Source organism: Parasphingorhabdus sp. W113 (assembly GCF_055693205.1).
This window is the reverse complement of record NZ_CM146328.1, coordinates 903,131-926,167: the sequence shown is the minus strand read 5'-3', so window position 1 is coordinate 926,167 and position 23,037 is coordinate 903,131. Positions and strand designations below refer to the sequence as shown.

Annotated in this window: 18 protein-coding genes; 9 read left to right on the top strand and 9 right to left on the bottom strand. The window is 58.3% G+C overall.

The genetic code is table 11. The annotated features are described in order from the left end of the window. Positions 1-2 precede the first annotated feature (2 nt). The 4 genes from ACZ1GS_RS04410 to ACZ1GS_RS04395 all read left to right on the top strand — a co-directional run bounded on the left by ACZ1GS_RS04410 (position 3) and on the right by ACZ1GS_RS04395 (position 5,236). Complete coding sequence (locus ACZ1GS_RS04410; protein WP_472697276.1) at positions 3-1,385, top strand: efflux transporter outer membrane subunit; 1,383 nt, start codon at positions 3-5, stop codon at positions 1,383-1,385. A 100-nt stretch (positions 1,386-1,485) separates the two neighbouring features. After that, the gene (locus ACZ1GS_RS04405) at positions 1,486-2,670 is read left to right on the top strand and encodes a serine hydrolase domain-containing protein (protein WP_472697275.1); all 1,185 of its coding nucleotides are present in this window, start codon (positions 1,486-1,488) and stop codon (positions 2,668-2,670) included. Between the two features lie 192 nt (positions 2,671-2,862). After that, entirely contained in the window at positions 2,863-4,191 is a 1,329-nt protein-coding gene (locus tag ACZ1GS_RS04400) for a TonB-dependent receptor plug domain-containing protein (RefSeq protein WP_472697274.1), read from the top strand. Then, positions 4,145-5,236, top strand: coding sequence for a TonB-dependent receptor domain-containing protein (locus ACZ1GS_RS04395; RefSeq protein WP_472697273.1), 1,092 nt, complete (start codon positions 4,145-4,147; stop codon positions 5,234-5,236). Before ACZ1GS_RS04400 ends, ACZ1GS_RS04395 begins: the two co-directional genes overlap by 47 nt. A gap of 55 nt (positions 5,237-5,291) precedes the next feature. On the opposite strand, the gene ACZ1GS_RS04390 is transcribed toward ACZ1GS_RS04395, so the two are convergent. The 5 genes from ACZ1GS_RS04390 to ACZ1GS_RS04370 all read right to left on the bottom strand — a co-directional run bounded on the left by ACZ1GS_RS04390 (position 5,292) and on the right by ACZ1GS_RS04370 (position 11,361). Next, the gene (locus ACZ1GS_RS04390; RefSeq protein WP_472697272.1) at positions 5,292-7,115 is read right to left on the bottom strand and encodes a putative bifunctional diguanylate cyclase/phosphodiesterase; all 1,824 of its coding nucleotides are present in this window, start codon (positions 7,113-7,115) and stop codon (positions 5,292-5,294) included. A 222-nt stretch (positions 7,116-7,337) separates the two neighbouring features. Next, a complete protein-coding gene (locus ACZ1GS_RS04385; RefSeq protein WP_472697271.1) occupies positions 7,338-8,135 on the bottom strand; it encodes a tryptophan 2,3-dioxygenase in 798 nt (265 codons plus the stop codon). 111 nt (positions 8,136-8,246) lie between these two features. Next, complete coding sequence (locus tag ACZ1GS_RS04380) at positions 8,247-9,098, bottom strand: 3-keto-5-aminohexanoate cleavage protein (RefSeq protein WP_472697270.1); 852 nt, start codon at positions 9,096-9,098, stop codon at positions 8,247-8,249. 1 nt (position 9,099) lies between these two features. Beyond that, the gene (locus ACZ1GS_RS04375; RefSeq protein WP_472697269.1) at positions 9,100-10,809 is read right to left on the bottom strand and encodes an N-acyl-D-amino-acid deacylase family protein; all 1,710 of its coding nucleotides are present in this window, start codon (positions 10,807-10,809) and stop codon (positions 9,100-9,102) included. Positions 10,810-10,941: 132 nt separating this feature from the next. Then, positions 10,942-11,361, bottom strand: a complete 420-nt coding sequence (locus tag ACZ1GS_RS04370) for an Lrp/AsnC family transcriptional regulator (RefSeq protein ID WP_472697268.1) — start codon at positions 11,359-11,361, stop codon at positions 10,942-10,944. A gap of 134 nt (positions 11,362-11,495) precedes the next feature. On the opposite strand from ACZ1GS_RS04370, the gene ACZ1GS_RS04365 reads away from it, so the two are divergent. Next, positions 11,496-12,674, top strand: a complete 1,179-nt coding sequence (locus tag ACZ1GS_RS04365; RefSeq protein ID WP_472697267.1) for a PrnB family protein — start codon at positions 11,496-11,498, stop codon at positions 12,672-12,674. Between the two features lie 6 nt (positions 12,675-12,680). Here ACZ1GS_RS04365 and ACZ1GS_RS04360 read toward each other — a convergent pair whose 3' ends face one another. Further along, entirely contained in the window at positions 12,681-13,763 is a 1,083-nt protein-coding gene (locus ACZ1GS_RS04360; RefSeq protein ID WP_472697266.1) for a YeiH family protein, read from the bottom strand. A 218-nt stretch (positions 13,764-13,981) separates the two neighbouring features. Here ACZ1GS_RS04360 and ACZ1GS_RS04355 point away from each other — a divergent pair, with 218 nt between their 5' ends. From ACZ1GS_RS04355 to ACZ1GS_RS04345, 3 genes are read left to right on the top strand one after another with little or no spacing between them, the layout of a single operon-like run. Next, complete coding sequence (locus ACZ1GS_RS04355; RefSeq protein ID WP_472697265.1) at positions 13,982-14,833, top strand: cyanophycinase; 852 nt, start codon at positions 13,982-13,984, stop codon at positions 14,831-14,833. Between the two features lie 27 nt (positions 14,834-14,860). Next, positions 14,861-17,659, top strand: a complete 2,799-nt coding sequence (gene cphA, locus ACZ1GS_RS04350) for a cyanophycin synthetase (RefSeq protein ID WP_472697264.1) — start codon at positions 14,861-14,863, stop codon at positions 17,657-17,659. Positions 17,660-17,670: 11 nt separating this feature from the next. Beyond that, positions 17,671-19,419: a Mur ligase family protein gene (locus ACZ1GS_RS04345; RefSeq protein ID WP_472697263.1), complete on the top strand. Its 1,749-nt coding sequence runs from the start codon at positions 17,671-17,673 to the stop codon at positions 19,417-19,419. Between the two features lies 1 nt (position 19,420). Here the strand turns inward: ACZ1GS_RS04345 and ACZ1GS_RS04340 are convergent, their stop codons facing one another. The 3 genes from ACZ1GS_RS04340 to ACZ1GS_RS04330 form a co-directional block, all read right to left on the bottom strand. Beyond that, positions 19,421-20,320: an isoaspartyl peptidase/L-asparaginase family protein gene (locus ACZ1GS_RS04340; RefSeq protein WP_472697262.1), complete on the bottom strand. Its 900-nt coding sequence runs from the start codon at positions 20,318-20,320 to the stop codon at positions 19,421-19,423. A gap of 113 nt (positions 20,321-20,433) precedes the next feature. Continuing rightward, positions 20,434-21,102: an SOS response-associated peptidase gene (locus ACZ1GS_RS04335; protein WP_472697261.1), complete on the bottom strand. Its 669-nt coding sequence runs from the start codon at positions 21,100-21,102 to the stop codon at positions 20,434-20,436. A gap of 75 nt (positions 21,103-21,177) precedes the next feature. After that, entirely contained in the window at positions 21,178-22,647 is a 1,470-nt protein-coding gene (locus ACZ1GS_RS04330) for a helicase HerA domain-containing protein (protein ID WP_472697260.1), read from the bottom strand. 109 nt (positions 22,648-22,756) lie between these two features. Between ACZ1GS_RS04330 and ACZ1GS_RS04325 the strand changes: the two genes are divergently transcribed. Then, entirely contained in the window at positions 22,757-23,023 is a 267-nt protein-coding gene (locus tag ACZ1GS_RS04325) for a hypothetical protein (protein WP_472697259.1), read from the top strand. Positions 23,024-23,037: the final 14 nt, after the last annotated feature.

Here is a 23,037-nt window from a genome sequence, read left to right as displayed (position 1 = left end):
TCATGAAATCATCGCTGATTTCGGCGCTCTGTCTGACGCTTCTGTCGGCCTGCACCATCGCCGGTGGTCCCGAGCTGGACCGCAACACTATCCCGCTTGCCCCTGATAACTGGGCCGCTCGCCCCAGCCTGACAACGACAGATACAGCCAGCTCGCTCAGCGATGCGCAAGCCGATGGCTGGGTTGCCCATTTCGGGGATCAGAATCTGGATCAGGCCATACAGGAAGCCTTTGCCAATAACCGCAACCTGCAGGCTGTTCTTGCACAATTGCGCGCCGCGAGAGCGGCGATGCGGGTGTCCCGCGCCGACTTGTTTCCACGCGTCGATATTTCCGGTTCTGCGACAGATTCGGAAAATTCCACAACGGTTTATGATGGCGCCCTCGAGGCGAGCTGGGAAGTGGACATTTGGGGCCGCAATCTGTCGCTGGCCCGGGCGGGCAATGCCGAGGCCCGCGCGGCCGCTGCCGATTTCGCCGCCGCCCGCCAGGCGCTGGCGGCCGCGGTGGCCCAGGCCTGGTATGACCGCAGCGCCGCGCAAATATCGCTCGACCTGGCAACCAGTGATCTGGAACGACGCAAGGATACCTTGCGGATCACCGATGCGCGCTTCCGGGCTGGTCTGGCCTCCCGCCTGGATGTCCGGCTCGCACAAGTCGCGGTGTCCAACAGCGAGGACCGGCTCGAAAGCGCGATACGCTCGTCTCGTAATGCCGCTCGCGCGCTTGAAGTGCTCATTGGGCGGTACCCGAGCGGCGCTGTATCGGGTGCAGACGATCTGGTGGCCCTGCAACCCTTGCCGAGCCTGACCGCGCCGGTTGCTATGCTGTCCGGCCGCCCCGACCTGATCGCCGCTGAAGCGCGCGTCGATGCCGCTGGTCTGCGGGCAACCGAAGCGCGCCATGCGCTGTTGCCGCGATTGACCGTGCGCTTTGATGCCACTTCGCGTTCCGGCAGTTTTGGCGATCTGTTTGATCCGGGCACCTATATCGAAGCGATTACCGGCGGCCTGTTGCAGCCGCTGTTTCGCGGCGGCGCCTTGCTGGCGGAAGCCGACCGGCAAGGGGAACAGGCCCGAACCGCCCTGTTTGACTATGCCCAGGCCACTTTGGTGGCCTTTCAGGAAGTTGAAGACCGCGTCGATGCCGAAGTCACGCTCGCCCGCCAAGTCGCTGCGACAGCGACCGCCGCGGAAGAGGCCCGGGCCGCCGTCGGCCTGACTCGCAGCCGGTATATCAATGGCCGCTCGACGATCTTTGATCTGATCAATGCCCAGACGACGGCCATTGCATCGGAAACGCGGGCGATCGAGACCCGGCGCGCGCAGATTGAAAACCGCATCAACCTCCATCTCGCTCTGGGCGATGAGCCCTTTGCCGGATGATCGCGGTCTGATCTGGGGCAAACACCAGCAATCACAAAGATAATCTGATTGCGCTTGCATCTGCCGCCGTCCAATGTGCCCAAGGTACAAAGGGGACATCATGACAGAACGTATCGGCGGCGCAGTCGACCCAAAATTCGCAAAAGTCGAACAGGAATTCCGGCGCAATTTTGCTGAGCGGGGCGAAGTCGGTGCTTCGGTCTGCGTTAGCGTTCACGGCGAAACCGTGGTCGATCTGTGGGGCGGTATGGCCGATCCCGCGACCGATATGCCCTGGGAACAGGATACGGTTTCGATTGTGTTTTCCTGCACCAAGGCCGCCACGGCGCTATGCGCCCATATCCTGATCGATCGGGGATTGCTGAAACTGCATGCACCCGTGTCCGATTACTGGCCTGAATTTGCGCAAAATGGTAAAGAAAATACGACCGTCCAGATGATGCTCAATCATGAAAGCGCTGTGCCCGCCTTGCGCGAGCCGGTCCGGCCGGGTGGCTTTCTCGACTGGGATTATATGATCAGCCGGATGGAAGAGGAACAGGCCTTCTGGGAACCGGGCACCCGCAATGGCTATCATATGGTCAATTTCGGGTGGACAGTGGGCGAACTGGTGCGCCGCGTCTCCGGCAAATCGCTCGGCACTTTTTTCCAGGACGAAGTCGCCGATCCGCTCGGTGCAGATTTCTGGATCGGGATCCCGGACGACTTTGATCAGCCGATTGCGCCGATCATCCCGTTCATTCCCGAACCGACGATGGCACTAAGTCCGTTTACCAAGGCCCTGCTGACCGATCCGCAGTCCATTCAGGCCTTGTCCTTCCTGAATAATGGCGGCTGGAGCCCCAATGATGCGGCCGCCCATAAGGCGGAAATCGGCGGCGCGGGCGGCATTGCCAATGCCCGCGGCCAGGTGGCGATGTATGAACCCCTGGCCAAGGATGGCAGCAAGGGTTCGCGGCAAATCGTCTCCCCCGAACGGCTAACGGAAATGGGCAAGGTATCGACCGCCACCCAGATTGATGCGACGCTGCTGGCTCCGACCCGCTTTGCTTCGGGCTTCATGAAGGCGATGGACAATCGCGCCTATCCTTGCGGTGATCAGATGTCCGCCGTGATCGGCGAGCGCGCTTTTGGCCATGTCGGCGCCGGCGGATCGATCGGTTTCGCCGATCCGGAATACGGACTGGCGTTTAGCTATACGATGAACAAAATGGGCGCGGGCCTGTTGCTCAACGACCGCGGTCAATCGCTGATCGATGCAACCTACGCAATTCTAAGGGAATAATGGTTATTGCCACTCGAAACTTGTTGTAAATCCGTCACAACAGATCGCCAGTTGGCCAACATTACTTATAAATATCAACAAGATAAATAACTATTGGTGCGTCAGATCGATTTGCTATCATGGAACGCGCAAAACAAGAAAAACATAGTGGGGCACACTTCGATTAGACGGATTTTCCGTGGGAGAAGCTTTGTGAAACCCTTATATTATTCCAGCCTCACAGTTCTGGCCGCTGCCTTGGCAACGCCTTCCGCCCGTGCCCAGGAGGCGGCCGAGGAGGATGACAGCAATGTCATCATCGTCACCGCGACCAAGCGCGATGCCAATCTTCAGGATATTCCGTTTTCGATCAACGCGCAGACGCAGGAAGATATTCAAAAAAGTGGCGCGGTCACCCTGGAGGATGTCTCGCGCAACGTTGCTGGTCTAAGCATCCAGAATCTGGGTCCGGGTCAAAGCCAGGTTGCCATTCGCGGCGTGTCGGCCGGCCAGATTGTCCGGGATCAGCCAGGAGTGAAGGAACAGGTGGGGGTTTATCTCGACGAGTCGGTCATATCCTTGTCGCTGTTCACGCCCGATCTTGATCTGTTTGATCTCAATCGGGTCGAGACATTGCGCGGCCCGCAAGGGACATTGTTCGGGTCGGGTTCGATCGGCGGGACAATTCGCTACATCACCAATCAGCCGAATCTCAATGAACTTGAGGGGGTCGTGGAAGGCGATCTGCAATTGGTCGACGGCGATGACCTCGGCTATAGCGTGAAGGGCGCGGTCAATGTGCCGCTGATCGAGGACAAGGCCGCTATTCGGGCGGTCGGCTATTATACCCAATTTGGAGGCTTTATCGATGCCCTGGGCGAAGGCGGTACGGTCCAGGAGGACATTAATTCGGGCGAACGCTATGGCGGGCGTCTGTCCTTGGCTTTGGAGCCGGTGGAAGGCCTGACCCTGACCCCGCGTCTGGTCTATCAGGAGATCAAGGCGGATGGCTTTAATCGCCAGGAAGTCTTCAACGTTTTTGCCAATCCGTTCACCACGACAAGGCCGCCGATCCAGCTCGGCGAACGGGAACAATATCTGTTGCTCAACGAGGCGTTTGAAGACCAGACGCTGATCACCGACCTGACGATCAATGCCGATCTCGGACCCGTCAACTTTACCGCTGTCACCAGCTATACGGATCGCGATATCCTGGTCAGCCGCGACGCCAGCGCGCTCAGCGGATCAGTGTCAATCGATTTGGGCTTTCCCGATGAAGCGGTTCTGCTCCCGTCCAATTTGCGCGACACCACGGATCTCACCCAATATTCGCAGGAAATTCGGTTTGCATCGAATAATGACAGCCGATTCCAATGGGTTGTTGGGGGCTTCTATTCCTCGGTCGAACGGCAATATCAGCAACGCCTTCCGACACCGGGCTATGACGCCTTTACCGATGCCACATTGGGTGCAGGAACCGCGGCGGCGGTGGCCAATGGCTTCCCGGCCAGACTCTCCGTTCAACTCCGATCTGGGCTATGACATCGAGCAATTTGCCGCCTTTGCCGAAGCCAGTTTTGATCTGACCGATCGGCTCACCGTAACCGCTGGCGGGCGCTATTATGACTTTGAAGAGACTCGGACTATTTCAACCGGCGGGCTGTTTGCCAATGGCGATTCCGGTGTGGTCGATGTGACGTCGTCCAACGGTTTCACCCCGCGGTTGCTGATCGCTTATGAAATTGCCGACGACATCTCGATCAATGCGCAGGCAGCCCAAGGGTTCCGGCTTGGCGGTGTCAACGATCCGCTCAATATCCCGCTCTGCTCGCCGCAGGATGCCGCGATTTTCGGGTCCTTTCAGGACTATGGCGATGAATCGCTGTGGAATTACGAATTGGGCGTCAAGGCCCAGCGCGGCGGCATCACCTTTAATGCGGCTGCTTTCTATACGGATATCAGTGACCTGCAGGTCACATTGGATGCCGGTTCCTGTTCCTCGCGGATCACCTTCAATGTCCCAGAAGCCCATACATTGGGACTGGAATGGGAGCTGAGCGCGGAAATATTGGCTGGCCTCGATATCGGGATTTCGGGTTCGATACTCGAAGCCGAGTTTGACTCGACGGTGGTTGACGGCAGCGGCAATATTCTCGGCGGCGTCGCGGAAGGCAATCGCCTACCGTCAGTTCCGAAATTTCAGATTGCCGGCGACGCCACTTACAGCTGGCCGATCGGGTCTGGCGAAGCCTTTATCAACGCGTCAGCACAACATGTCGGCAGCCGGTTCACTCAGCCCAGCGATCAGGTTGATAATCCGCGGTCGTTCGTTTCCGGCCTGCCATTTGGCGGCGCGACGGGTAATGAGGCGACGGTTATCGACTTGAAACTGCCCGCCTATGAACTGGTTAACTTGAGCGCCGGCGTAAAGTTTGACAATCAACTGGACATTACAATCTATGTCAAAAATCTGTTTGACGAGAACGCCTTGCTATCGTTTGACCGCGAACGCGGCGGCCGGGCCCGCACGGCCTTTCGCGTTGGCCAGCCCCGGACATTCGGACTGACCGTCCGAAAAGGATTCTAACATTATAGCAAGCCGGGATTGAAGCGCCGGGCGATATATATATATCAAACCCCGCCTAGCCGGCGGCCGCGACCGGCCCTATTTGCGGTTGCTCCAGAAAGCGCAGCGCAGCAGCCGGAGACAGCGGATAGGAGAAATAATAGCCCTGCAAAGTGGTGCAGCCCAATTGGCGCATCGCTTCCAGCGCCTGTTCGTTCTCAATGCCTTCAGCCACAGTGTTGAGTTTCAACTCCTTGGCCAGGTTGAGAATCGCGCCGACAATTTTCTGGCTTCGCTTGTTTTCAAACACTTTCTGGACATAGGACTTGTCCAGTTTCAATCCGGTAATCGGCAAATGATCAAGGTGCGTGATCGAAGAAAAACCGGTTCCAAAATCATCCAGATAAACCTTGATACCAAGGTTCCGGATCGCCTCAAGACTGTCCAACAGCGCCTCATTATCGACGTTCAATATCGAGTTTTCGGTAATTTCGATGCCCAGTTGCTCTGGCAACAAGCCATCTTTGGTCGAACAGGTCATCAGTTCGGTCATGAAGGACGGATTGAGCAGATCACTGGCTTCGACATTGATGTTCACCGAGCACATTGCAACACCCGCCCGCATCCAGTCGACCATCATGCCGGTCACGGATCGTAGCATATATTTGCTGAGTTCGAGACTAAGACCGCGATCGTCAAAGGTTTTCTGAAAATCAATCGGGGTCAATAGACCGCGTTTGGGGTGCTGCCATCTTGCCAAGGCCTCAAGGCTTTGGACACCTTCGCCGTTAACATCGATAATCGGTTGAAAATACGGTATAATCTGATTTTCAGCGAGCGCTGTTTCAATCTCCGAAAACAAATTCAGGTCACTGAGATATTCGGCGCCAAGCGCATGATCATAAATATCGATCCGGGAGAGACTGTTGTTCTTGGACCGGAGCAGCGCCAGGTCTGCGCATTTTAACAAATCCGTATAAGAGGCGGAATCTTCCGGATAGAGCGCAGCGCCAACGCTGAAATCGATTTTGAGATTCTGATTGCCCACCGCAATCATGAACGGTTTCTGGTCAACAAGTTTCTGCAAGTCCGCCGCCGGAATTTCCTCGCAATCCTTGCCGCAGACCAGAATCGCAAATTCATCGCCGCCAAGGCGAGAGATAATGATATCCTCTCCCATCATTTCGGTCATAAACTTCGCAAACTCGACCAACACCGCGTCGCCGACATCATGTCCATAGACATCGTTGACCAGTTTGAACTTGTCGATATCGCACATCAACAACCAGAACGACTCGCATTGCTCGTCCGCGATCTTCTCTTCGAGAATCCGGCGGAAGCGGGAACGATTGGGCAAGGATGTCAACGAGTCATGCGCAGCGCGGAATTCGGCCGAAGCCCGGGCAGCACCGAGCTGCTTCCGTTTCTTGTGCAGTTCCGTGATATCAATACCCATGCCGGCAATCGCAATGGTTCCGATCGGGTGATGGGTGGTTCGGCACAGACGATTCTGGCTGGCATGGATCAATGTCGGTTCCTTGCTGTGGAACCCTTCAAATATCTCCTCGATATTGCTGTCCATCTCGGCTTCCGAAATTTCCGGCGCAAAGGTCCGGATCTGCATCCGGGTTGCCTCTTCCATCGAAATGCCCTTGTCGATCGCGGCAAAGGTGACCGGCCAATAGGACCGCGCTGATGCATTGGCGTAAATGACCGTGTTGTTCCGGCCATAGAGGGTGACAGGTGACTCCGCCAGATCAAGCGCGACACCGAGAATGCGAAGCTCTTCGATGGTGAGGTCGCGGCTGGTTTTCGAACTGGCGGAAACGCCATTCTGAACATCAATAGACGTCAGGCATTCGGGCTGCTGGGATGCAGCGGTGATCCTGGAATGTTTCATGGGATCACCCGCCAACGCTGCGGCGTCCCAAAAATGCGCCAGGATAACGCAATATGATGCTTAATCTGCCCCAAATGAAACTTGCCTATTCAATCTTCACCAAATCCAGTTTTCTAAAAACGGTCCTGGCGAGATTAAATTAAGTCCACCGGCCTTCCGGCATGCCATTGGGCCGCTGGTTCGGCCAATCTGGAAAGACTGCATCCGGGCTCCGCGCTGCGATCACAATTGTGTTCGAAGCGACCATAGTTCGGGAAAGGCGCGTTTCGTGACTGTCGATTGCAGGTAGGAAACCCCGGCCGTGCCGCCGGTGCCCATCTTGCCCCCGATGATGCGCTCGACCGTTAGCACATGCTTGTGACGCCAGGTGGCCATCGCATCATCAAGATCAACCAGCTTTTCGGCGAGCTGATAGAGTTCCCAATAACGTTCCGGGTCCCGATAGACTGCCAGAAACGCGTCTTCGACCGCCTGTGAAGGTTGGTGGGTCTGGCTGTAGTCGCGCGCGAGCAGATCATCCGGGATCGCAAGCCCTGCCCGCCCGGCGGCGGCAATCGCGTCATCCCAGATACTCGACCCGTTCAAAGCCGCCAGCATGGCCGCTTGGGCCTCCGGCCGATCCTCCTGATATTTTAGGAAGGCCTTGTCCTTGAGGCCCAGCAGATATTCGACCGTTCGAAACTGATCGGACTGGAAGCCGGAACTGGGCCCCAGAACATGGCGGAACCGGGTATAGTCGCTCGGTGTCATGGTTGAAAGAACATCCCAGCTCAGGGTCATGACTGCCTGTATCCGGCTCACCCGCGCAAGGCCCTTATAGGCAGGCACCAGCGCATCCCGGGCAATTTGTTGCTTGGCACTGTGCAATTCCTGGATGATCTGTTTCAGCCACAATTCCTTGGTTTGATGGATGATGATAAACAGCATCTCGTCATCCAGATCGGATTGCGGGTTTTGCGCGGATAATATCGTGTCCAGCGTCAGGTAGCTGGCATAGGTGACGGTCTTTTCTTCTGTCATGTCAGAATTTCTCTGCTGAAATGGCTCGGTGTTCCGCTGATGCGCCCGTAACAGCGCCGCGGCAATGGGCAGGCTTTCGCATCCTTCAGCCGGATTGGCAACTGGTGCGCCTCAGCCAGCCGCCCGGATCTGCGCTGGCGTTGCCAGGTCGCGCCCGGACCGGGCAATTTTTGCCAGCGCGGCTTCGACCAGCACGAGATTGGATTGATCGCAACCCAACGGCGCATCTTCGAGACCGACCCTGAGATGTCCACCCTTGGCCAGAGCGCAATCGATTATCCCTTCGACATCGGCATCGAGTCCCGACAACATCCACGGCGCGTCCGGGGTAGTCTCGGCAAAATGCCGGGCGTAAAATTCCACCGCCGCTTCGCTGGGCGCCAGACCAAAAAGCAGATTGTCCGACAGCATCATCCGGTAGATCGGGGTTTTCATGTCGGGATAATTGGCGGCCCAGGCCGCGCCCAAGCGCGCGAAACCGGGCTCGTAAATGGCAAAAGCCGGCCGGCAGTCGTGCGCCACGGCAAATTCCAGCGCCTGTTTGATATGATCGTCAGGGTTCCGGTAAACCAGACCGCCTTTGCCCCGGGCCACCCGGGACCGATGGGTGATGTTGACGCTGCCAGGATCAACCACCGTCCATTCGAGCAAGCCGCTTTCCGCCAGCGCTGCCAATGGCGCCAATCGCGTCTCGATATCGCCGTCCAGCGCCAGGGTCGGATAGACAATCGCGTCGCATCGCGCCTTGATCCCGGCAATGATGCGCGCATAGATGTCGGCATCCTCGGTCGGCCGTCCCTGGTCATCATAGGCATGAAGGTGAATGATCGCCGCACCGGCCTCCGCGCAAGCGACCGCCTCTGCAACAATCTGTTCGGGGGTGATCGGAATGCCGGGTTGATGCTGTTTGCCCGCTGCTCCGTTCAGGGCGACTTCCAGCCATATCGGCGCCTTGTCGGTCAAATCAGGCTGCTCCCCGCACCAACTGGCCCGGCCGCGCACCGGTCGACTGATCGAAACGGCGGATGATCTCCCCCGACACAATCGTTGCATCATAGCCGGTGGCGCGCTGATGCAGGCGCTGGCCGCCAGCCGGCAGATCGCGCACCACTTCCGGCAAATGCAATTCCAGCGCGTCGAGATTGATCACGTTCAGATCGGCCTTGGCGCCGGGTTTCAACACACCCCGGTCCTGCAGCCCGACCGCATCCGCCGCTTTTTTCGACAGCATGTGCACCGCTTGTGAAAGTCCGAAGCGAAATTCTTTCGGATCCTGGACAAATTGCTTCAGCAAATAGGTCGAGTAGCTGGCATCGCAAATCGCACCATAATGCGCCCCGCCATCGCCCAGTCCCGGGATGCAATGCGGATGGCTGAGCATTTCGTGGGCGCTGGCAAGACTGGCATCTTCATAATTGCCGAGCGCTGCCAGGAACAGGCCCTTGCCATCCGTTTCGAGCAGCCGGTCAAAGGCAATTTCCTGGGGCGTGCAGCCTTTTGCGGCCGCTTGCCCGGCCATGCTCATCTCGCGGGCGGGTGCATAATCCGGTGGATCATCGAGCGGGAACAGCCAGTTCCAGTCGCGCGCCAGCGCATTGAACGGGTGACCCGGCTCAAATTCCTCGCCGAGCAAGGCCGCTCGCAATTCCGGATCACGCATCGCCACGACCTGTTCAGCGATCGACAGATCCGCGATTTTCGCCCAGCTCGGGCATAAAACAAAGGGGTGGACAGTCAGTTCGAGACCGGCGATCAGTCCAATCGGTCGCGGCATGATCTGGGCGGTCGCCTTGCCGCCTTCGGCATTGGTCCTGTCAATCATGTCGAGCACTTTGCGCCAGCGCGGCGGACCGTCATTTCCCGACGCCAGCGTAAAGGTCGCGGGCCGCCCGGAGGAACGAGTCACCCGTTCGATGACTTCATATTCCTTGTCCCATCCGACAAAAGCATCCAGCACGATCTGAAACGTCCCGGTCCCGGCATCCGCCATGCCACCGCAAATCGCTTCCAGTTCGGCAATATCCGCTTCAAAGGTCGGGATGCTCCCGCCATCGGCGGTCTTGTGGATCGACAGCCGCGATGTCGCAAATCCCAGCGCCCCGGCTTCCATCGCTTCGCGCGACAATTTGCGCATCTTGGCAAGATCGTCCGCCGTCGCCGGCTCCCGCGACGCACCGCGCTCGCCCATAGCATAAACCCGCAAGGGCGAATGGGGGAGATAAGCAGCGACATCAATGTCACGCTTGCCGCGCGCCACGGTCTCGAGATATTCGGGAAACGTCTCCCAGTCCCACGGCAATCCGTCGGCCATCACGACACCGGGAATATCTTCAACGCCTTCCATCACATTGATCAGGACGTCATGATCATCCTGGCGGCACGGCGCAAACCCGACTCCGCAATTGCCCATCACCGCGGTGGTCACGCCGTGCGACGAGGATGGGCTGAGTTCTTCGCCCCAGATACATTGGCCGTCATAATGGGTATGAACGTCGACAAATCCGGGGGTGACAATGCGGCCCTTGGCGTCAATTTCTTCCCGGGCTGTGCCGTCAACTCGGCCAACCGCGGCTATCTTGTTACCGGAGATCGCAACATCGCCCTGGATCAGGTCACCGCCGCTGCCGTCGGCAATCGTCCCGCCGCGTATAATCAGATCATAATCTGCGTCCATATCTCGTCCTATCCTCTGTCAGTCAGCGGTGGTCCGCGGCCTGTCGGTGATCCTGTCTGCATCATGCCACACATGGCATCAACATCTACTATTGATAAGAAAGGGGTAGTCGGATTCCGTCAGACGTAGTCGTCAAGCGCGGAGATCCTTGGGGGATCCCAATGAGATATAAGAGGTTATGCTGTTCACTTGTGACAATGTTCCCAGCGTGTCGGCATGGAATTTCTTATAGGCTTTCAGATCTGCCACCTCGACGCGCAGAAGATATTCGACCGCGCCGGTGATATTATGGCATTCCAGCACTTCCGGGGCGAGTGCCATCGCATTTTCAAAGGCTTGCGCGTCTTTCCTCAAGTGACCGGACAGACCAACCATCACGAAAATTGTCGCGCTCAGTCCCAGTTGCGAACGATCGAGCACCGCGCGATAGCCGGCGATGATGCCCTTGCGTTCGAGCTCCTGCACCCGGCGCAGACAGGCCGAGGGCGAGAGCCCCACCTTGCGCGCCAGATCGACATTGGACATCCGACCATCCGATTCGAGTGCGGACAATATATTTCCGTCTAATTGATCAAAATCCGTCATATATTGCGTATATCGACCCAAATATTCGGACAAAGCAAGGATATTCTCCCCATTTTCGCATATTATCCCGCAGAATATAAATCCATCTGAGGAATCGAAAAATGCAGAAACTGCTTCTTGAGGACTATGACATGTCGGCCACGCGCGGCTTTCTTTGCCGCCATGATGCGGATGCCGTGCGTTTGACCGGCAAGCTCGCAGAGGCCCGCGACGTTGCGATGCGGCTGCCGCAGATCCTGCCGTCCGGACAGGTCCGCAATTTCCTTTCCCGGAATCTCCCGCTGCTGGATATCGCCCGTGACATTGACACTTTGTCCGATGCCGAGATGCGGATGGCGATGGTGCACTATTCCTTCATGGTCCAGGCTTATGTCTGGGGCGAACCGGACGCGCCGGAAGTCCTGCCGCGATGCTTGGCACAGCCAATTGTCGAGCTTGCTGACCATCTAGGCCAGCAACCGCTGCTGCCCTATAGCGGCTATGTCCTCGACAACTGGGCGAAGATTGACGCCGATGCGCCGATCGACCTCGACAATATCTATATGATCCAGAATTTTCTGTCCGGCCAGGACGAGGCCTGGTTTGTGCTCATCCATGTCGCCATCGAAGCGCATGCCGGTGAAGTGTTGGCGGCGATGGGCCCGATCATCGAAGCCGTCGAACAGGATGATGCCGCCCTGGTCGAGACGCTTCTGGAACAGACGGCCAAGCGTTGGGCCGGCATCAACGCAATATTCGACCGCATGCCGGAGCGGTGCGATCCCTATGTCTATTTCGAACGGGTGCGGCCCTATATTCATGGCTGGAAAGACAATCCCGCGCTGCCCCACGGCATCATCTACGAAGGCGTCGAGCGCTTTGGCACAAAAGGTCAGGCTTTTCGTGGACAAACCGGGTCGCAATCGTCGATCGTGCCGTCGATGGATTCCCTGCTGGGCATCGGCCATGCGGCCGATCCGCTGCGGGAATTTCTCGATCAGCTACATATTTACCGCCCCCCGGGGCACCGGCGATTCATCGAGGATGTCCGCGCCGCGAGCGGTTTGCGATCCTATGTCGAGGCCAAGGCGCAGGCCGGTTTGGCGGATGCCTATAATGCCAATGTTCAGGCGGTCGCTGATTTTCGCACCCGCCATCTCGAATATGCGGCCAGCTATATCAACAAGCAGCAAGGGCGCGCCGATGGCAATGACACCGATGTCGGCACCGGCGGGACGCCGTTCATGCGCTATCTGAAAAAGCATCGCGACGAGACCGAGCATAATCTCGTGCGGGTCTGATCACCTTTAGTCTGCCAGAGTCACCAGCGCGATCATCAGCGAGAGCAGAAAGGCCGCGATCGTGGTCGCAACAATCGGACCGAAGCACCGCCAGCCGTGCGCCAGGATGCCGTTGAGATTGGACTTGAGCGCCGCGGCAACAACCGCAAATAGCAGGAATATCTGCGCTGCCTGCGATCCGGTTGAAACTATCCGGGCCGGCAGGGTCACGAAGGTGTTGACGGCCACTAGAATTATGAATCCCACGACAAACCACGGGATCGCCTGCCGGAACGTCAGCTTCTGACCCATGCCGTCAACGGCGGGCTGATGGGTCTTGTGCAAAATCACCGCGACAATGATCAACACCGGTGCGAGCAAGGTCACCCGCGACAATTTGACCACCGTGGCCACTTTTCCGGCTTCTTCGGAATAGGAGAAGCCGCCCGCAATCGCCTGGGCAACGTCATGAATCGACGCGCCGATCAGAAACCCGGCCTGGGTGTCGCTGAGGCCCAGAAAGGCCGCCATCGGCGGATAAAAGGACATGGCAAAGGCACTGGCCAAAGTAATGCCCAGCAGCACGATGGTGAACTGGGACTGGTCGAGCCGGCGGCTGCCGATCAGGCCCCACAAAGCCAGCGCGGCTGACGCCCCGCAAATGGCGGTGGCTCCGCCGGCCAGCAACCCAAACAGGACATCCTGTTTGAGCAGTTTTGCGGCGCCAATCCCGACCATGATGACCGCTGTCATGATCCCGATCAGCGCCAGAAACGGAGCGACACCGAGTTCCGCTATTTCGGTAAAGCTGATCCGCAGCCCGATCAGCACGATCCCGAGGCGGAGCAGCGTTTGGGAGGCAAAATCCAGTCCTGCGGACAGACGCTTGTCGGAATTCACGAAGTTCAGCGCCAGACCAATGAGCAGCCCCATGAGAATGGCCGGCGGGCCGTAATGTTCGCTCAGCCACAAGGCCGCCAGTGCGGCGACCCCGACAAACGCCAGGCCGGGAATGACCGACCAAAGGCTGCGTTTCTGATCCTGCTCGGACAGTTGCAGCTCTCCGAAGAGATCCGCCGCCATCGGCAATTTACGGTCTGGATCAGCCATGGTCTGGTTTCTTTCCTGTCATGGCCGACGCCGCTGGTGCCCGGGCGCAAATCCAAGGCGATAGTTTTGGCACGATCGTGCGACAAGTCAATCAGCCACCATCGACAAATCGCTGTTTGACGCGATTTTCTGTTGACTTCGCGCCTTTTCGGAGGCTGAGGTATTGGCCAATCGCGCGATTCAGGACGCGCCTCAATACTATGTGCTAGGAAATGTGAATGTGCCCTGCGGCAGTCGGTGAAGGGGACCAACGGGGATATATCATTCCCATTGGCGGCGGCGAAGACAAGGAAGCCAATCCAACGATTTTAAGGCGTTTTGTTGCCCTGGCCGGCGGCAAGCAGGCCAATATTGTCGTGTTGCCTACAGCGTCGCGGCTGGAGGATACCGGCGCGCGCTATGAAGCCATATTCACCGAGCTGGGGGCTGGCGAAGTAAGCTCGATATCCATTTCCGGGCGCGAGGATTGCAACAATCCCGAGTTTGCCGAGCGCTGCGAGAGCGCCACCGGCATTTTCATCACCGGCGGCAATCAGCTCCGGCTCAGCACGATATTGGGCGGTACCGACGTCGCGCAAGTGATCCGGAAAATCAATGCCCGCGGTGTACCAATTGCCGGCACTTCGGCGGGGGCATCGATCATGTCCGAACATATGATGGCCGGCGGCGACGCCGATCAGAGCCCCAGCGAGGGGGGCGCGGTGCTGGCGCCTGGCCTCGGCCTGACCAACGCGGCGGTTATCGATCAGCATTTTTCCGAACGCAACCGGCTCGGACGGCTGTTATCGGCGATCGCGCTCAATCCGTTTCTCCTGGGCATGGGAATCGATGAGGACACGGCTGCTTTTATCGGCCCCGACGGCATGATCGAGATTGTCGGCAGCGGCACGGTGACCATCGCCGATGGCAAGGACATGACCTATTCGTCCGCCCATTCTGCCAGCCGCAGCGAAGGGATCGGAATGCTCGGTCTCAAGATCGATATTTTGCACGAAGGCTGTGGCTATGATCTGAATCTGCGCGAAGCCTTTCCGCCCCTTGTAGAGGACAATAATCTCTGTAACCTCTAGATTGAAAGAATCATAAGGGGTCCATCGATGAGAATTCTCAAAACCAACCTGTATCTTGGCCCCAATCAATATGCGAAATTCCGGGTCATTCGCCACGTGCTTGATATTGGCGTACTGGAAGACTGGCCCTCTGCAAAACTGGGTCCGAAGTTTATCGACGGTCTGCTCGCCGCCCTGCCCGGGCTGGATGAACATGGCTGTTCCTATCGCAAACCCGGCGGCTTCGTCCGGCGGCTGCGCGAGGATGACGGCACCTGGATGGCCCATATCACCGAGCATGTGGCGCTGGAGCTGCAATGTGTAGCCGGCAATGAAGTCAGCTTTGGCCGGACCCGGTCAACCGGCGAACTGGGTCAGTATAACATGGTCTACGCCTATATTCACCGGGATGTCGGCCTCGCTGCCTGCGAGCTGGCGATCAAATTGCTGATGCATTTGCTGCCGCAAGAGGTTCAGGCCCAGGCCGGTTACGAAGTGGATGGGGACTGGAACTGGGATGAAGAGCTGCACAGTTTCATCCGGCGCGCACAGCGCCATGCCTTTGGTCCGAGCACCGCGTCACTGGTCGCCGCGGCGGATGAACGCGACATTCCCTGGCTGCGGCTGAACAAATATAGCCTGGTGCAATTCGGGCACGGCAAGCACCAGCAGCGGATCCAGGCCACGATCACCAGCGAAACCCGCCATATCGCGGTAGAAATATCCTGCGACAAAGAAGACACGCACAACCTGCTCAACGATCTCGGCCTGCCGGTGCCGCAACAGCATATGGTCTATAGCGAGCGCGAAGCCGTGCGCGGCGCGCGGTCGATTGGTTTTCCGGTGGTACTGAAACCGCTCAACGCCAATCATGGGCGCGGCGTATCGATCAATCTCTCGTCCGAGGACGAAGTGCGCACCGCATTCGGCGTGGCCCGTGATCAGGGGACCAGCAAAGCCGTGCTGGTTGAAAGCTATATTACCGGTTTTGACCATCGGATGCTGGTCGTCGGCAATGAACTGGTTGCGGTGGCCAAACGCGTGCCCGGGCATGTGGTCGGCGATGGCAAGCAGACGATTGCGCAATTGATCGATCAGGTGAACGAGGATCCCAGGCGCGGGGTTGGCCATGAGAAAGTCCTGACCAAGCTGGAGCTTGATAACCAGGCCGAGCGCCTGATGGCCAATGCCGGGCATGATGCGGAAACCGTGCTGCCCGCCGGGGCCATATTCTATCTCCGCGACACCGCCAATCTCTCAACCGGTGGCACGGCGATTGACCTCACCGATGTGGTCCATCCCGACAACCGGGAAATGGCCGTCCGCGCGGTCCAAGCCGTAGGGCTCGACGTCGGCGGCGTCGATTTCCTCACCGATGATATTTCCCAGTCCTACAAGGATATTGGCGGCGCGATTGTAGAGGTCAACGCCGCGCCAGGCTTCCGGATGCACGTCGCCCCCAGCGAAGGCGAACCCCGGGACGTGGCCGGCAAGGTCATGGAAATGCTGTTCCCGGCCGGCACGCCCAGCCGGATTCCGATCGCAGCAATTACCGGCACCAACGGCAAGACCACGACATCGCGCATGCTCGCCCATATCCTGAAGACTTGCGGCAATACGGTCGGCCTGACCACCACCGATGGCATCTATGTCGACGGCAAACAGACGGTCAAAGGCGATACCACGGGACCGCGATCCGCGCAGATGGTCTTGCGTGATCCGATGGTCGACTTTGCGGTTATGGAAACCGCCCGCGGCGGTCTCGTGCGCAGCGGACTGGGCTATGACAGCACCAATGTGTCAGCCTGTTTGAACGTGGCGTCCGATCATCTCGGACTGGGCGGTGTCGATACGCTGGAAGAGCTTGCGGCGATCAAGCGGATCGTGATCGAGGCAGCCACCGACACGATCGTGCTCAACGCCGATGACAAAAATTGCCTGATGATGGCGGACCATTCGGAAGCCAAGAACATCTTCTATGTGACGATGAACCATGACCATGCGTTGGTGAAACAACATATTGACGCGGGCGGCAAAGCCGCGGTGCTCGAAAAAGCCATGAACGGCGACATGATCACCATCTATGACAATTGCACCCATATCTCGCTGATCTGGACGCATCTTATTCCGGCGACGATCGAAGGCAAGGCAACGCATAATGTCCAGAATGCGATGTTTGCGGCCGCCATTGCCTATAGCTTCGGTCAGGATATTGATCAGATCCGGCTTGGGCTGAAGACGTTCAACACCACCTTCTCCCAGGCCCCCGGCCGGATGAATGTCTATGACGAACTGCCATTCCGCGTCATTCTGGATTACGCCCATAACGCAGCCGCTTTCGAAGGTTTGACCAATCTGGTCGACAAGCTCGACAGCCATGCGCGCAAGATCATTGCGGTCTCCTGTCCCGGCGACCGGCGCGATGAAGATGTCGCGGATGCCACCGCGATACTGGCGGGCCATTATGATCACTATATCCTGAAAGCGGACGACAATCGGCGCGGGCGCGGTGATGACGAAATTCCGCAGATGATGAAGAAGGGTCTGCTGAAACATGGGGTCAGCGAAGATGCGATCACCATCATTCCTGACGAACAGAAAGCGATCAACGCGGCTCTGGAAATGGGCGCGGAGAAAGACCTGGTCATCGTCATTGGCGACAATGTCACTCGGTCGTGGAAGCAGATCGTGAATTTTGGCGGCGATGATCTCAAGACCACGGCAGATTCATCGGAAATATCCGCCATTGCAATGAATTACGAGGACCTTGTCGACGAAGACCAATCCCTGATCATCGACGAACGCGGCGTGCGGCTCGCCAAGGAAGTCGATGAGGATGGCGATTGAAAGCGCCTGTCGTGCCGGTAGATATTGAAACCATCGAGAATTTTCTGACCATCCGAATGCCGGAATCGGATCAATTGGTGCTGGATGACAGTCGCCGGATCACCGGGCCCGGCATGATCTGGGACCGCCGCGGTGCGCTGCTTGATATTCTGGTTGAAGGCCATGACAAGGCCGCGGTCGTGGCGGCGTGGGAAACGGCGATTCAGCGGGTCTTGTCCGCCCTGCACTGGGATGACAGCAAGACCGCGCACCGGATTTTTGAAAATGGGGTCACGGTGGTCATCTCGGCGCCGACGGACCTGCTCTATTCCGCCGTATTCGTGATCGAAACCGGCTGGCATCTCGCCGCCCATGGCTTGCTGGGCCAGCAGCCGGACGATTTCGAGGGCCTGATTGCCGACCTCCAGGAGGTCATTGCACTCGAGCGGAATCCCGCCTTGATTGCCTTGGAACAAGCGGCCGACGCCAAGGGCATCGATATATTGTCCGACGATGATTTCGTTTCCCTGGGCCACGGCACCGGTTCGGAATGCTGGGATGTGACCGCGATAGCCGATCCCGACGCGATTGACTGGAGCAAGCTGCACAACCTGCCGGTCGCGCTGATTACCGGTACCAATGGCAAGTCGACCAGTGTTCGCCTCGCCACCGCCGTCGGCGAAGCGGCTGGCATGACCAGCGGTTCCACCTCAACCGACTATGTCAAACTGGGCGACGAGGTTCTCGACTATGGCGATTATTCCGGCCCCGGTGGCGCGCGCATGCTGCTGCGCGACAAGCGGCTGGAAATTGCCTTTCTGGAAGTGGCCCGCGGCGGGATATTGCGGCGCGGTCTGCCATTGTTTCAGGCGCGAGCGGCACTGGTTACCAATATTGCAGCAGATCATCTCGGGCAATATGGCGTCAACACGGTTGAAGCGCTGGCCCAGGCCAAATTTGCGGTTGCACGGGCGGTAGCCGATGACGGCACGCTTATCCTGAACGCCGATGACCCGCTGGTTGTCGCCAATGGCCTGACCTTCGCAAAGAAAAAATGCTGGTTCTCATTGGATCCCGACAACGGGCATGTTCAGCAGGCCCGGACACAAGCCGAACCGGCTTGCTGGCTGGATCAGGACGACATCTGCTATTTCGACGGATCCACGGTCAGCCTGACCATCCCGGTCGCGGACATTCCGATCACGATGAATGGCGGCGCGCGCTTCAATGTGCAGAATGCGATGGGCGTTATTGGCCTCACGCAAGCGATGGGCGTTGCCAGTAGCGCCATTCTGGACGGACTGAAGGGCTTTACCGCTTCGCCCGACGACAATCCCGGCCGCTGCAATGAATTTGTCGTCAACGGGGCCCGCCTGTTTGTCGATTTCGCCCATAATCCGCATGCGATTGGCGCGATGGCGGACTTGCTGACCCGCCTGCCCGCACACCGCAAGCATCTGCTTTTGAGTCATGCCGGTGACCGGTCCGATCAGGAGATTGCCGATCTGACCAGCGGTGCGGTCGGCTTTCACCCCGACCAGGTGGTCATCGCCGAGTTGGCCGACTATTTGCGCGGTCGCGAACTGGGCGAGGTTCCGGCCCTGATTGCCCAGCAATGTATTGCCGAAAATATCGACCCCGCAGCGATTACCCAGGTTTCCAGCCCCGGCGCTGGTGTGTCCCATATTCTCGGCAGCCTGCAGGAAGGCGATATTGGTTTGATCCTGGCCTTGTCAGACCGTGATCAGGTGTTCGAGCTGATCCGCGCCGCGCAAGCCTGATCTAGCGACAGGGTGCGAAGGTTGTCGCGGTGACCGGGCTGCGCTCGGACACGGACGCGCGTTTCATGCCGTCGGAATTATACTGCATGGCAATTTCTCCCGCCTTTGACACCGCGATAACACCGCCGTCACCGCCCAGGCGGCGGACTTCTTCCAGCATATGCCACAAAGCCTCTTCCAGCGTATCACCGGCCAGCCGATACCGGTTGGCGGCAGTCAGCGCACCACCTGCGCGCAGAAAATATTCACCAGTTCCGGTACAGGACAAGGCGATTTCGTCATCGGCCCAGGTCCCGATGCCAATGATCGGCGTGTCACCCACCCGGCCTGCAGGTTTGCCGAACACGCCGCCTGTTGAAGTGGCCGCTGCGAGCGCGCCCTGCTGATCCAGCGCGACGGCCCCGACGGTGCCATGTTGCATTTCGCTCACCGCAATATCGTCAGCGCTGACGCCGACCGGCAGGACATAATATCTGGCAGGATCGGTAACCTGATCACATCCCTGCTCGACCGCAAAGGCGTTGGCTCCGTCAGCAGTCAACATCACGCTCGGCGAATGATCCATTACGGCGCGGGCGACTTTGATCGGATAGACGACATCCTGAATGGCAGCGACCGCCCCCGCGTTCCGGGTCGGGCCGGACATGATGCTGGCGTCCAGCTCGACATGACCTGCAAGATTGGGCGCCGACCCTTTGCCAGCGACATACAGCCCGGAGGCTTCCATGTCGGCCACCATCGTTTCGACGACATCAACACTCGGCGCTCCGCCGCGCAACAGGGCTTCTCCGCGGGCGGTCAATTCGGTCAGATACCGCTCAACCACGGCATAATCTTCTCCGGCCTTGGCCCCTGCTCCGCCGTGCAGGGCAAGAGCGAATTTCTGCATTTTGTCAGCCACGCTGCGAGATCTCCATCAAAAATGGCCCTCCCCATGTCCGATTGCCTTGCCATTGTCGACAGCAAGATACCCAGCCATCATATTTCCAACGCCAAGCCCCTCAGTTTGATCTGCTAGAAATCAAGCTGGTTATCCAGGGGATCCAGCAGACCGGGATGATTGTTGCGCACATTGCCAACCGCGTTGGACACGGCGGTGACCGAAATATCGCCTTGATAGGGCATCGCTAGTGGCTTGGCCCCCGACCAGCCGCCATGCAACCAGGTTGGCACCTGCTCCGGTTCCAATATGGTCGGCAACCGATGATGAATCGATGCAAAGGCCGGCGTCGCTGCGGTTGTCATGACGGTATAGGTCGTGGTTTCGAAAACGGGATTGTCGGCCCACAGGCCGGCCAATATCATCGGCCGCCCATCGCTGCGTTCGACCTTATAGGCCTGCTTGGCCTTGCCGTCGCGTTGCCACTCGTAAAAACCCGACACCAAGATCGCACAGCGACAGGATTTCAGCAGATTCCGGAACGATGGCTTTTCCTCCACCGTCTCCGATCGGGCATTGATCATGTTGTAAGACCGGGTGGCATCCTTGGCCCAGGTCGGCACAAGACCCCACTGCATGGGCTTGAGCACCGCCCGACCGCTTTCCCAGACGCAAACCGGCATGATCTGAGTCGGTGCGATATTGTAATTGGGCTGCAAATTGGATGTCGGCTGGATGATATTGAGCATGTCGCGATAGTCCGCCCATGTCAGCTCTTCGCTCGCATATTTCCGCCCGCACATGATTGCCCCCCGACAAACCCCATGGCGTTCGGCATAGCCATATTTAGCTATACAACATAGTAAAATTCGATGGCGCTATTCAGCCTCCGTGCTCAAGCCCAGTTGCGGAATGCCGATCGATCGGCGGCCGCCAAAATCTGCTCGCACGACCACCGCACCCTGCTTTTCCATATACTCGACCAATCGGCGGATCCGGCCCGGAGATTGTGTGCCATAGGCGCGTCCCAGCGCTTCATCATCAGGACAGGGATTGCCCTCCATTGCCGCGCGCGCAATCTGCAGAAAGGGCGCAGACATATCTTCCGGCAATTGCCCGGCCGCTTCCAGCAAGTCTTTCCATCGCGCATCGCTGGGATCGAGAATACCGCCTTTGGCGAAAGCGAACCGCCGGCGAAACGCGGCCAGTTCAAGCGGAACAGTTATGAGCTTCTCCATCCGGCACCGCACGGAAAAATCCTGGTAGAGCAGCGCATCGGACTGAAAGGCGCTGTTCGGATCCGCGAGCATAGCCTCGAGAACAGAGATGATGACCGCTTCCTGATCCGGGCCATCTTCGCCAGCCGAATTGTCATCCTCGGAGAATTCCGGAGATAGTGACTCTGATGCGGTCGCGGTCGTCAGCTGGCGGATCAGATCTTCGGCCGCAATTGGTGCTGGCTCGGGTTTGCTGGCTGCGACAACGGGCTCCGCGTCCATCTCCGCGAACAGCATCGTGCGCAGATTTTCTGGCTCCGCCTCCGGCATTGGCAACAGGCTGTGCGTTCCCATCCTCGTGCTGGTGCGGGTCGGACCGATTTTCATCGCGATAGGTCGCCGGGAAATCGCCGGTCCAAGCCCGAGGAAACAGCCGCGCTCCAGATCCCGGATGCGCTCTGCCTGCCGCCGCTCCATGCCTAGCAGATCGGCCGCCCGCGCCATATCGATATCGAGAAACGTCCGGCCCATCAGAAAATTGCTCGCTTCCGCGGCGACATTTTTGGCCAGCTTGGCGAGCCGCTGGGTGGCAATGGCGCCGGCCAGGCCCCGCTTTCGTCCGCGACACATTAAATTGGTCATCGCACCAAGACTCGCACGGCGAACCGCATCGGGCACATCTCCCGCTACGGCCGGTGCAAACATTTGCGCCTCATCAACCACGACCAGCGCCGGATACCAATGATCGCGCGGCGCATCGAACATCGCATTCAAAAACGCGGCGGCACAGGTCATTTGCGCTTCCAGCTCCAGCGATTCGAGATTCAGGATGATCGACGCGCGATGTTCGCGAATGCGGGTGCCCATCGTCGCGATTTCATGTTCGTTATAGTCGCCGGCATCGATCACGATATGGCTATAGGCGTCCGCCAGTGTCGCAAAATCCCCTTCCGGATCAATTACGACCTGCTGCACCAGATGGGCGCTTTCTTCCAGCAAACGGCGGAGAAGATGGGATTTTCCAGATCCGGAATTGCCCTGCACGAGCAAGCGCGTCGCGAGCAATTCTTCGACGTCGACATGCACGGATTGCCCCGTATCGTCGTTACCAATTTCTATCCCTACGCTCACATTGCGGCCCTACCGGGATGGCCGTGCACTTGCAACAGATCGCAGCCGCAGCGCACGCGATTTTTGGATCCGGTTGCGCGGATGTAACGCACCGGCTAACCCCGGGGGCATGGATTTCGATTATCAACTGCAACGCTATTTTGGAACAACCGACCTTGCATCGGTTCCCGCCCATGGCATGAGCGCCGGTCTGGAGCGCATGCGCGTCGATTTCGGGCTAGAAACCGATCCCGGTCGTCGCTTCGCCTTATGGGCGGTGATGTACATGCTCGGCGACGCGCCCGATATCGACATTGCGTTCAAGGACGAATCCGAACGCAATTCGGCGCGAGATTTTCTGGACCTGATGGATAGCGTAGAGGGTCAGGATTTGTAAAATGGTCGGGGCGG

Bases quoted from the DNA above. Each gene is read 5' to 3' on its own strand.
- ACZ1GS_RS04410 (WP_472697276.1), top strand. From the start codon at position 3: ATGAAATCATCGCTGATTTCGGCGCTCTGTCTGACGCTTCTGTCGGCC.
- ACZ1GS_RS04395 (WP_472697273.1), top strand. From the start codon at position 4,145: ATGGCTTCCCGGCCAGACTCTCCGTTCAACTCCGATCTGGGCTATGAC.
- ACZ1GS_RS04335 (WP_472697261.1), bottom strand. From the start codon at position 21,102: ATGTGCGGGCGGAAATATGCGAGCGAAGAGCTGACATGGGCGGACTAT.
- cphA (WP_472697264.1), top strand. From the start codon at position 14,861: ATGAGAATTCTCAAAACCAACCTGTATCTTGGCCCCAATCAATATGCG.
- ACZ1GS_RS04360 (WP_472697266.1), bottom strand. From the start codon at position 13,763: ATGGCTGATCCAGACCGTAAATTGCCGATGGCGGCGGATCTCTTCGGA.
- ACZ1GS_RS04390 (WP_472697272.1), bottom strand. From the start codon at position 7,115: ATGAAACATTCCAGGATCACCGCTGCATCCCAGCAGCCCGAATGCCTG.
- ACZ1GS_RS04355 (WP_472697265.1), top strand. From the start codon at position 13,982: ATGTGCCCTGCGGCAGTCGGTGAAGGGGACCAACGGGGATATATCATT.
- ACZ1GS_RS04365 (WP_472697267.1), top strand. From the start codon at position 11,496: ATGCAGAAACTGCTTCTTGAGGACTATGACATGTCGGCCACGCGCGGC.
- ACZ1GS_RS04375 (WP_472697269.1), bottom strand. From the start codon at position 10,809: ATGGACGCAGATTATGATCTGATTATACGCGGCGGGACGATTGCCGAC.
- ACZ1GS_RS04385 (WP_472697271.1), bottom strand. From the start codon at position 8,135: ATGACAGAAGAAAAGACCGTCACCTATGCCAGCTACCTGACGCTGGAC.
- ACZ1GS_RS04325 (WP_472697259.1), top strand. From the start codon at position 22,757: ATGGATTTCGATTATCAACTGCAACGCTATTTTGGAACAACCGACCTT.
- ACZ1GS_RS04405 (WP_472697275.1), top strand. From the start codon at position 1,486: ATGACAGAACGTATCGGCGGCGCAGTCGACCCAAAATTCGCAAAAGTC.